This is a genomic window from Stenotrophomonas sp. STEN054 (assembly GCF_056854535.1).
Genome location: NZ_JBXFWG010000080.1, coordinates 1 through 10901, shown reverse-complemented (window position 1 = coordinate 10901; position 10901 = coordinate 1). Strand labels below are relative to the sequence as shown.

Here is a 10901-nt window from a genome sequence, read left to right as displayed (position 1 = left end):
CTGCACCTGCTCAATGCAACGGCCAAAGCCAGAGCGGCATTCCGTGGGATGGCGGGGGGGGGGGGGGGGGGGGGGGGGGGGGGGGCCGACACCCCAACCGCCCGCGCGGCGGCGCGGCCCCCGCCGCGCGCGGACCGGCCGCCCCCCCCCCCCCCCCCCCCCCCCCCCCCCCCCGCCTACCCACGGATACCCAGCTTTTGCCGTTGACGTTGATTGCAGCAGGTGCAGGGCTGCAAGCCCTGCAAAACAAAAACCCCTTGAGCATTCCACGCAGTGGTTTGAGCGCATCGCGTGCGCGCCACCCGGCACCCTGCACAGCGACGGAATCTCCCGCCTTGCGTCACCTGCCCCTGCGCGGCGCCCTGCTGCTGGCCCTGTCCTCCCTGCCGCTGGCCGCCCTGGCCGAAGCCACCTCGCCCGCCCCCACCCAGCAGGTGCCAGGCGTCTACCACCAGGGCGTCGGCGCCCTGCAGGTCACCGCCCTGTTCGATGGCGTGGTCGCGCTCGGCCGCCAGCAAGTGGTCGATGTCTCGCCCTCCCTGGTCACCCGCCTGCTCGACGGCCGCTATGTGACCGAGGACAAGAAGGGCCTGCAGACCGCGGTCAACGCCTTCCTGGTCCGCCAGGGCAACCACCTGACCCTGGTCGATACCGGCACCGCGCAGTGCTTCGGCCCCGGCCTGGGCCAGGTGCTGGGCAACCTGCGGGCCGCCGGCGTCGACCCGGCCGAGGTGGATGACATCCTGCTCACCCATGCCCACCCGGACCACATGTGCGGCGTGCTCGACGCGCAGGGGCAGCCGGCCTACCCCAATGCCAGGGTGTGGCTGTCCAAGGCCGATGCCGATTACTGGCTGGACCCGGCCAGCGAAGCCGGTGAGCCGCAGGGCGTGCGTTTCGCCTTCCCGCTGGCGCGCAATGCGGTGGCGCCGTACCAGGCCCAGCGCAGGCTGCGCACCTTCCAGCCCGGTGATGCCCTGCCCGGCGGCGCGGTGGCCATGGACAGCCACGGCCATACCCCCGGCCATGTCTCCTACCGGTTCGACAGCCAGGGCCAGTCGTTGCTGGTGTGGGGCGACGTGCTGCACTTCCACGCGGTGCAGTTCGCGCACCCGGAAGCGGCGTTCGAGGCCGATGCCGACCGCAAGGCGGCCATCGCCAGCCGTCGCGGGCTGCTTGAGCAGGCCACCGCCAAGGGCTGGTGGGTGGCCGGTGCGCACCTGCCGTTCCCCGGCCTGGGCCATGTGCGCGGCGAGGGCGAGGCCTATGCGTGGGTGCCGACGGAGTATTCGCCGTTGAAATGAAAGGTCGCCGGGGGAAGGCCCGCCCGACCCGGGCCCCCGGCGGGGGCCAAAGGGGGGTCGCCCGGGCCCCACCCCCCCCCGCCCCGGGCCCCCCCAAAACACCCCCCCCCCCCGCCCCCCCCCCCCCCCAACCCCTGGTTGGGGGGGCTGTGCACGGGGGGGGGGCGCCCCGGCCCCCGCCACTACCGCTTCTGCAGGTGCAGGGCTGCAAGCCCTGCCCGAACAAAAAAAACAGGGCCGGACCCCGCCAGGGCCGACCCCCGCCTGGCGCCCTCTGCCAAGCAGCCTCGACTGTACGATGGCAACGCACGAAAAAGTGCGGCCGGATACATCCCGACATACGCCGACATTGCGCCCCCGAGCCTTGCATGGAACGGGTTCACGGCGCCACCGCAGCGCCGGTTCCACGCCGGTAAACGCTTGGCACATACCGCTTTCGCAGGCGCTTGCCTACACTCGGCGGCCATGCAACAACCAGGACCCTTCATGTTGGCTCGTATTGCTTCGACCCTGGCCCTTGGCCTCAGCCTGGCCGTCCTGGCCGGGTGCGCAGGCAAACAGGAGGCCGCCGCGCGTCGGCAGGGCGAAGCGGTGCCGGTCACCGCCCGCGTCGTGCAGCCCTCGCAGTGGAACGACACCCTGCAGGCGCTGGGCACGGCCAAGGCCCGTGAATCCATCAACGTCACCGCCAAGGTGAGCGAGATCGTCGACCGCGTGCACTTCGAAAGCGGCCAGCAGGTCGCCGCCGGTGCGCCCATCGTGACCCTGCGCGGGCAGGCCCAGGAGGCGGCGCTGGTGCAGGCGCAGGCGACCTTCCACGAAGCCGATCAGCTGTACAAGCGGCAGCGCGAGCTGGCCACCCAGCGCCTGGTCTCTAGCGCCACCCTCGATACCCAGAAGTCGATCCGCGACGCCGCCGAAGCGCGCGTGGCGCAGATGCAGGCGGACATCGGCGACCGTCGCGTGCGTGCACCGTTTGCCGGCGTGCTCGGCATCCGCCAGGTCAGCCCGGGCACGCTGCTGACCCCGACCACCGTCATCGCTACCCTCGATGACATCGAGCGCATGCACGTCGATTTCCAGGTGCCGGAAGTGGAAATGGCCGCGCTCTCCAACGGCGACAAGGTCAGCGCGACCAGCGTCGCCTGGCCGGGCCGCACCTTCGAAGGCGAAGTGACCACCATCGATGCACGCGTCGATCCGGCCACGCGTGCGGTGACCGTGCGCGCCGACTTCGCCAACGCCGACCACGCGCTGCGCCCGGGCATGCTGCTGGACGTGCGTCTGTTCCGCCCCGAGCGCCCGGCGCTGGTGGTGCCGGAAATCGCCGTGGTGCAGGTCGGCCGCGATACCTTCATCTACCGTATCAAGGCCGACGACACCGTCGAACGCGTTGATGTGACCACCGGCGCGCGTCGTGCCGGCGTGGTCGAGATCCGCCAGGGCCTGCAGGGTGGCGAACGCATCGTCGTCGACGGCACCGGCAAGCTGCGCGCCGGCCTGAAGGTCGCCGCCACCGACGCTGCGCCGGCCAACGGCACCGCACCGGCCAAGGCGCCGGCTACGGCACCTGCACCGGCCGAGGGCGACGGCGGATGAAACTGTCGGACATTTCCATCCAGCGGCCGGTGTTCGCCGTGGTGATGAGCCTGCTGCTGGTGGTGCTGGGCATCATGTCCTTCACCCGCCTGACCCTGCGTGAGCTGCCGGCCATCGATCCGCCCATCGTCTCGGTGTCGGTGGACTACACCGGTGCTTCGGCGGCGGTCATCGAGAGCCGCGTCACCCAGGTGCTGGAAGATGCGCTGGCCGGCATCGAGGGCATCGACACGATCAACGCGCGCAGCAGCAACGGCCGTTCGCAGGTCAGCATCGAATTCACCTCCAACCGCGATATCGAAGCGGCCGCCAACGACGTGCGCGACGCGGTCAGCCGCGTGGCCGACCGCATGCCCGAAGAGGCGCGTCCGCCGGAAATCGCCAAGGTCGAGAGCGATGCCGATCCGATCATCTGGTTCAACATGTCCTCCACCACGATGGACACGCTGGAACTGAGCGACTACGCCGACCGCTACGTGGTCGACCGCTTCTCCAGCCTGGACGGCGTGGCCCAGGTCCGCATCGGTGGCCGCCAGCGTTACGCGATGCGCATCTGGCTGGACCGCGACCAGCTGGCCGCGCGTGGCCTGACCACCGGCGACGTGGAAACCGCGCTGCGCAACGAGAACGTGGAACTGCCGGCCGGCCGCATCGAATCGACTGACCGTGACTTCACCCTGCGCGTCGAGCGCAACTACGTGAAGCCCGAGGATTTCGCCACCATCCCGCTCGGCAAGGGCAGCGATGGCTACGTGGTGCGCATGGGCGACGTGGCCAGGATCGAGCTGGCATCGGCCGAACGCCGCGCGTATTTCCGCAGCAACGGCGAACCGGGCGTCGGCCTGGGCATCGTCAAGACCTCGACCGCGAACTCGCTGGACGTGGCCCGCGCCGCGCGCGCTGAAGCAGAAAAGATCGCCGCGACACTGCCCGAAGGCACGCAGATCGTGGTCACCTTTGATAACACCACCTTCATTGAAGCGGCCGTTGACCGCGTCTACGCGACGCTGGTCGAAGCGATGCTGCTGGTGCTGGCGGTCATCTGGCTGTTCCTGGGCAGCTTCCGCGCCGCGTTGATCCCTGCTGTGACCGTGCCGGTCTGCCTGGTCGCGGCCTTCATCGCGCTGTACGCCTTTGGTTTCTCCATCAACCTGCTGACCTTGCTGGCCCTGGTGCTGTGTATCGGCCTGGTGGTGGATGACGCGATCGTGGTCGTGGAGAACGTACAGCGTCGCATCGACCTGGGCGAACCGCCGCTGGTCGCCTCCAAGCGCGGCACCACCCAGGTCGCCTTCGCGGTCATCGCCACCACCGCGGTGCTGGTGGCGGTGTTCCTGCCGGTCGGTTTCCTGGAAGGCAACACCGGCCGCCTGTTCCGCGAGCTGGCCGTGGCGCTGGCTGCGGCGGTGGCGCTGTCGGCGTTCGTGGCGCTCACGCTCACCCCGATGATGGCTTCCAAGCTGCTGAAACCACACACCGGGCAGGCACCGCGCGGCCTGTATGGGGTCATCAACCGCAACCTGGAACGCCTGGCATCCGGTTACGGCCGCGTACTGGACCACCATGTCGACCGTCTGTGGATCTACCTGGTGGTGATGGTGCTGGCGCTGGCCGCCAGCTGGGGCCTGTTGAAAATCCTGCCGTCCGAACTGGCCCCGGCCGAAGACCGCGGCTCGTTCCAGATCATGATCGACGGCCCGGAAGGCGCAGGCTACGACTACACCGTGCAGCAGGTGCAGCAGGTCGAAGCATTGCTGGCGCCGCACGTGGGCGCCGACAAACCGATCGTGCGGGCCAATCCCCGCGTGCCGGGCGGGTGGGGATCCAGTGAGGAAATGCATACCGGTCGCGTCAGCGTGTTCCTGCAGCCATGGCGCGAGCGCACGGAGAACACCGTGGACGTGGCCAATGACCTGCAGAAGGAACTGGACACCCTGCGCGGCGTGCGCGTGCGTACGCAGGTCGGTGGTGGCCTGGTGCGCAGCGGTGGCCAGCCGTTCCAGATCGTGCTGGGGGGGCCGGAATATGCCGAGATCGCGCAGTGGCGTGACCGCATCCTGCTGCGCATGGCCGACAATCCCGGACTGGTCAGCCCCGATTCGGACTACAAGGAAACCCGCCCGCAGATGCGGGTGAACATCGACCGCCAGCGCGCGGCCGACCTCGGCGTGCCGGTCACCGCCATCGGCTCTGCGCTGGAAACGATGATGGGCTCGCGCCGCGTCACCACCTTCGTCGACAACGGCGAGGAGTACGACGTGCTGGTGCAGGCCGGCCGCGATGGCCGTGCCAGCCCCGCCGACCTGGCCGCCATCCGCGTGCGCGCCAATTCGGGCGAACTGGTGCCGCTGTCCAATCTGGTCACCCTCAGCGAAGTGGCCGAGGCCGGCACCCTGAACCGCTTCAACCGCCTGCGCTCGATCACCATCAGCGCCGGCCTGGCCCCCGGCTATCCGCTGGGCGAGGCCATCGCCTGGGCGCAGCAGGTCACCCGCGAGGAGCTGCCGCAGTACGCGCAGATCAACTGGAAGGGTGAGTCGCGCGAGTTCCAGAGCGCGGGCGGCGCGGTGCTGCTGACCTTCGCCATGGCCCTGCTGGTGGTCTACCTGGTGCTGGCCGCGCAGTTCGAAAGCTTCATCCACCCGCTCACCATCATGCTGACCGTGCCGCTGGGCGTGCTCGGCGCTCTGGTCGGCCTGTGGGTGAGTGGCGGCACGGTGAACCTGTTCAGCCAGATCGGCATCGTGATGCTGGTCGGCCTGGCGGCCAAGAACGGCATCCTGATCGTCGAGTTCGCCAATCAGCTGCGCGATGACGGTCGCACCGTGCGCGCGGCGATCATCGAATCGGCCGTGGTCCGCCTGCGTCCGATCCTGATGACCTCGATCGCCACCGTGGTCGGCGCCATCCCGCTGGTGGTGGCCGGCGGCCCGGGTTCGGCCAGCCGCGGCACCATCGGGATCGTGATCATCTTCGGCGTCACCCTGTCCACCTTCCTGTCGCTGTTCGTGGTGCCGGCGTTCTACGCACGCCTGGCCCCGTACACCCGTTCGCCGGAAGCGGTGAAGCGCGAACTGGAGAAGCAGGAAGCCGAATCGCCCTCGGTCGGCGGTCATGCCTGACCGGCATGCAAGTGGGGTCGGATCCCTTTCCCAAGGGGAAAGGGCTCTGACCCCAAACCAGCCCGCCGAAGGGGTCGGATCCCTTTCCCAAGGGGAAAGGGCTCTGACCCCAAGCCTGCACGGCGACGGCTTCACCCTGCGCCCCTGGCACCCCGACGACCTCGCGTCGCTGCTGCACCACGCCAACGACCCCGCCGTCTCGCGCGGCCTGCGCGACCGCTTCCCGTACCCGTACACCCGCGAGGACGGCGAGGCCTTCCTGGCCGGCCGCGTGCTCGCTCCCGGCACCCTCAACCTGGCCATCGAGATCGACGGCCACGCCTGCGGCAGCATTGGCGCGCAGCCAGGCACGGCCGAGCGCGGGCATACCGCCGAATTGGGATATTGGCTGGGCCAGTCACATTGGGGCCAAGGCGTGATGAGCCGCGTCGTAGCCCTGTTCGCCCCCTGGGTGATGGACGAGCTGCGCCTGTTCAGGCTGCAGGCCGAGGTGCTGGACTTCAACGAAGGCTCGGCCCGCGTGCTGCTGGCCAATGGCTTTGCCGAAGAGGGCACGGCCCGCTGCGCCGTCTACAAGCGCGGCGTCCTGCACGACCTGCGCCGCTTCGCGCGGGTGCGCACGCAGCTGCCCTGAACAGCCGCGGGGGGGGGGGCCCCGGGCCCCGGGGGGGGGGGGGGGCGGGGGGCGGGCGGCGCGGCGCCGCCCCCCCCCGCGGCGGGGGCGGGGCGTTACGGGTGGGTGCTGGGTTTTTGGTGTTTGGGGGGGGCTTGCCCCGGCGGATGCTTCTGGCGCTACCGCAGTGACCTTCGATCAGGGAGAATCGGTCCCGTCCCTTCCAGCCGACGGGACGTCCTTACAACCCGCCGACTGGAGAGAGCGCGCGTGGAAGCAACCGTACATTTCATCAACAGCATCATCTGGAGCAAGGCACTCATCGCTGTGTGCCTGGGCGCCGGCCTGTTCTTCAGCCTGCGTACCCGCTTCATGCAGCTCCGCGGCTTCTTCGAGATGTGCCGCCTCACCGTCAGGGGCGAGAAGTCCGACGCCGGCGTGTCCTCCTTCCAGGCCCTGGCCATGTCGATGGCCGGCCGCATGGGCATCGGCAACATCGCCGGCGTGGCCACCGCCATCGCCTTCGGCGGCCCGGGCGCCATTTTCTGGATGTGGGTGATGGGCTTCTTCGGCGCGTCCACCTCGTACGTGGAATGCACCCTGGCGCAGATCTACAAGACCAAGGATGCCGATGGCCGCTACCGCGGTGGCCCGGCGTACTACATCGAAAAGGCCATGGGCCTGAAGTGGTACGCGCTGGCCTTCGCCATCGCCACGATCATCGCTGCCGGTTTCCTGATGCCGGGCGTGCAGGCCAATGCCATCGCTGACAGCGTCATCAACGCCTGCCGCGGCACCGCCGTATGCGGCCCGCTGGACGGCCAGATGCTGGGCATGAGCTCGGTCGAGGCGCTGAAGCTGGGCATCGGCATCGTCGTGGCCCTGCTGCTGGGCGTGGTCATCTTCGGTGGCGTCAAGCGCATCGCCAACTTCGCCGAAGTGGTGGTGCCGTTCATGGCGGCCGCCTTCATCCTGACGGCCATCGTCATCATGATCATCAACTACGACCGCGTGCCGGAAATGTTCGGCATCATCTTCGACAGCGCGTTCGGCACCCATGCCGCGTTCGGTGCGATGATGGGCCTGGCGGTGGAGTGGGGCATCAAGCGCGGCATCTACGCCAACGAAGCCGGCCAGGGCTCGGGCCCGCACGCAGCTGCTGCGTCCGAGGTCTCGCACCCGGCCAAGCAGGGCTACGTGCAGGCCTTCGCCATCTACTTCGACACCATGATGGTATGCACCGCCACCGCGTTCCTGATCCTGGCCAGCGGTACGTACAACGTGTACTCGCCTGCGGGCGCCAGTGCACCTCCGATCTTCCAGGGCCTGGCCGGTATTCCGGAAGGCGCCGGCTATGCGCAGGCGGGCGTGGAAGCGGTGCTGCCGGGGTGGGGCGCGGCGTTCGTATCGATCGCCATCTTCTTCTTCGCCTTCACCACCATCATGGCCTATTACTACATGGCCGAAACCAACCTGACCTACGTCAACCAGAACAGGAAGCGCCCGCTGACCGTGCTGGTGCTGCGCCTGGGCATCCTGGCCATGGTCGTGTTCGGCGCATTCCATAATGCGACCCTGGCCTGGGCGCTGGGTGACATCGGTGTGGGCCTGATGGCCTGGCTGAACATCATCGCCATCCTCATCATCCAGAAGCCGGCCATGCTGGCCCTGCGTGATTACGAACGACAGAAGAAGCTGGGCCTGGATCCGACGTTCGACCCTGATGCCCTGGGCATCAAGAACGCGGACTTCTGGCGCCAGCGCAAGCAGGAGAGTGTGTAAGTGAACAACCCTTGGAACAACCGCCGTCCGTCCGCCCGTCCGCCGCGCGCAACGCCGTTGCCGCGTGCGGAGGTGCCGGCCACCGGCGGTGGCGGCCGCGGCGGCAATGATGAGCTGCGCCTGTTCGGCCTGAACGCCGTGCTGGCCGCCTTCGAAGCGCGCCCGCAGGCCCTGCGCAAGCTGTACCTGCTGGAGGCGCGCATTCCGCGCCTGCAGCCGTTGCTGAAGTGGTGCGTGGCCAACCGCGTGGGCTACCGCGTAGTGGAAGACGGCGATCTGAACAAGCTGGCCGGCACCACCCACCACGAAGGCGTGGTGGCCGACGTGCTGCGTGCGCCGGTGCTGCCGCTGGCGCAGTGGCTGCAGCAGGTAGGCGATGGCCCGGCAGTGGCGCTGTGGCTGGATGGCGTGGGCAACCCGCACAATCTTGGGGCGATCCTGCGTTCGGCGGCGCATTTTGGCGCGAAGGCGCTGCTGCTGCCGGCCGGCAGCACGCTGGCCCTGTCCGGTGCCGCCGCACGCGTGGCCGAGGGCGGCGCCGAGGCCCTGCCGCTGGTGCAGCTGCCCGATGACGCGGATGCCATGGCGCAGCTGCGTGCCGCCGGCTTCGGCCTGGCCGCGACTCTGGTCGAGGGTGGCCAGGACGTGTTCCGTGCCGAGTTGCCGGCGCGCCTGGTGTACGTGATGGGCGCCGAGAGCGAGGGCATGGACCGAGCGCTTGCCAGCCAGTGCGACCAGCAGGTCTCCATCCCCGGCAGCGGCGCGGTGGAAAGCCTCAACGTCGCCTCGGCGACGGCGGTGCTGCTGGCGCAGTGGGCCAGCCGTCGCGGCTGAATTGCCGGATCGGGGTCAGATCCCTCGCCAAGGCGAGGGCTCTGACCCCAGCACGTCACCGCCTCACTCGTTCGGCGGCGTGGTCGCCTTGGCTTCACTGCCGAAGGTGCCATCGGCCTCGGCCGCCAGGTACGCGAACACGGTGTAGGCGGCCACGTTCTGCGCCAGTGCCTTCGGGTCGATCTTGTCCAGGGTGTCGTCAGCGGTGTGGTGCAAATCGAAGTAGTCCGAGCCGTCCTGCGCCAGCCATGCCCACGCGCCGCCCTTGGCTGCCAGCGGGCCGACGTCCGGGCCCGGGCCACCCTTGTCGGCCATGTACTCGATGCCCAGCGGCTTCATCACTTCGGCAATCTGCGCGGTGGCCTCACGCGAACCCTCCGGGTTCGGCGAGCCGGTGTTGAACGCGTAGATGCGGCCGGCACCGAAATCGCTCTCGGCGGCCAGCTGGTGCCGCGCCACGTCCTTGGCATGGGCTTCGGCGTAGGCCTTGCCGCCGTACAGGCCCTGCTCTTCATTGGCGAAGGCGACCACGCGGATGGTGCGCTTGGGGGCCTGTTTGAGCTGGCCGATCAGGTGGCCGGCGGCCATGGTGATGCCCACGCCCGCGCCGTCATCGATGGCGCCGGTGCCCAGGTCCCAGGAATCGAGGTGACCACCGATCACCACCACTTCCTTGGGCAGGCTGCGCCCGGTGATTTCACCGATCACGTTGTAGGAGGTGGCGGTGCCATCCCAGCCGCAGTCCAGGGTCACCTTCACGGTGGTGCTGCCGCGCGCCACCAGGCGCGCCAGCTGGTCGGCATCGGGTACCGACAGTGCAGCGGAGGGCACCGGGGTCAGGCCGTCGTCGTAACGGGTGATGCCGGTATGCGGCACGCGGTGCGAATCGGTGCCGGCCGAGCGCATCAGGAAGCCGACCGCACCCTTGCGGATCGCTTCCGACGGCCCCTTGCTGCGGATCGCGCCGCCGCGGCCGTAATCACGGCCATCGCGGAACGGCAGCATCTGGTAATCGACGAAGGCGATCTTGCCCTTCAGGGAGCCCTCCGGCGCTGCCTGCAGTGCGGCGAGGTCGGCAAAGCGCACGACTTCGGCTTCGACGCTGCCGCCCGGGCTGCCGCCCAGCGCGGTGATCTGCAACGGCTGCTGGTGCTTGCCGGTCACGGCGGCGTGTTCACCGCGACGTTCCCACTTCGGGAAAGTCACCGGCTCCTTCCACACCTTGTCGAAGCCGAGCGCCTTGAACTTTGCTTCGGCCCAGGCCACGGCGCGGGCATCGGCTTCGCCGCCAGCGATGCGCGGGCCGATCTCGGTGGTCAGCGATTCCACCACCTTCCAGCCGGTGTCATCGGCCAGTGCCTGGTCGCGCAGCTGCGCGGCCGTGGCCAGCGAGGCCGGAGGCAGGGTGGTGGTGCGCGGCGCCGCAAAGGCCGGCGCGGCCAGCAGGGCGAGGGAGGATGCGATGGCAAGGACGCGGCGACGCATGGACAGCTCCGGGAAGGGAATCAGCCTTGGAGCTTAACAGTCGTTCAGTGCCGCGCATGGGTGGGAGGTCACGGTGGCGGCGAACGCTGTTTTCCGGCCATGACCGGCAAAGCGGTAGCCGGGGGGGGCGGGCCCCGCCGCCCCACCACCACACACCCACCC

Annotated in this window: 7 protein-coding genes; 6 read left to right on the top strand and 1 reads right to left on the bottom strand. The window is 69.2% G+C overall.

The window, feature by feature from the left end; genetic code table 11:
- Positions 1-335: 335 nt before the first annotated feature.
- The 6 genes from AC1VXD_RS19080 (at position 336) to AC1VXD_RS19055 (ending at position 9254) form a co-directional block, all read left to right on the top strand.
- Positions 336-1304: an MBL fold metallo-hydrolase gene (locus AC1VXD_RS19080; protein ID WP_482993367.1), complete on the top strand. Its 969-nt coding sequence runs from the start codon at positions 336-338 to the stop codon at positions 1302-1304.
- 486 nt (positions 1305-1790) lie between these two features.
- Complete coding sequence (locus tag AC1VXD_RS19075) at positions 1791-2903, top strand: efflux RND transporter periplasmic adaptor subunit (RefSeq protein ID WP_482993366.1); 1113 nt, start codon at positions 1791-1793, stop codon at positions 2901-2903.
- The gene (locus AC1VXD_RS19070) at positions 2900-6025 is read left to right on the top strand and encodes an efflux RND transporter permease subunit (protein WP_482993365.1); all 3126 of its coding nucleotides are present in this window, start codon (positions 2900-2902) and stop codon (positions 6023-6025) included. The genes AC1VXD_RS19075 and AC1VXD_RS19070 overlap by 4 nt, the downstream gene beginning before the upstream one ends.
- Positions 6018-6659, top strand: a complete 642-nt coding sequence (locus tag AC1VXD_RS19065; protein WP_482993364.1) for a GNAT family N-acetyltransferase — start codon at positions 6018-6020, stop codon at positions 6657-6659. Before AC1VXD_RS19070 ends, AC1VXD_RS19065 begins: the two co-directional genes overlap by 8 nt.
- Positions 6660-6908: 249 nt before the next feature.
- A complete protein-coding gene (locus tag AC1VXD_RS19060; protein ID WP_482993363.1) occupies positions 6909-8420 on the top strand; it encodes an alanine/glycine:cation symporter family protein in 1512 nt (503 codons plus the stop codon).
- Positions 8421-9254 (top strand): TrmH family RNA methyltransferase, encoded by an 834-nt coding sequence (locus AC1VXD_RS19055; RefSeq protein WP_482993362.1) that lies wholly within the window; start codon positions 8421-8423, stop codon positions 9252-9254. It abuts the gene before it with no gap.
- Positions 9255-9317: 63 nt separating this feature from the next.
- Here the strand turns inward: AC1VXD_RS19055 and AC1VXD_RS19050 are convergent, their stop codons facing one another.
- On the bottom strand, positions 9318-10739 hold the full coding sequence (locus tag AC1VXD_RS19050) for a M28 family peptidase (protein ID WP_482993361.1): 1422 nt from the start codon (positions 10737-10739) through the stop codon (positions 9318-9320).
- Positions 10740-10901: the final 162 nt, after the last annotated feature.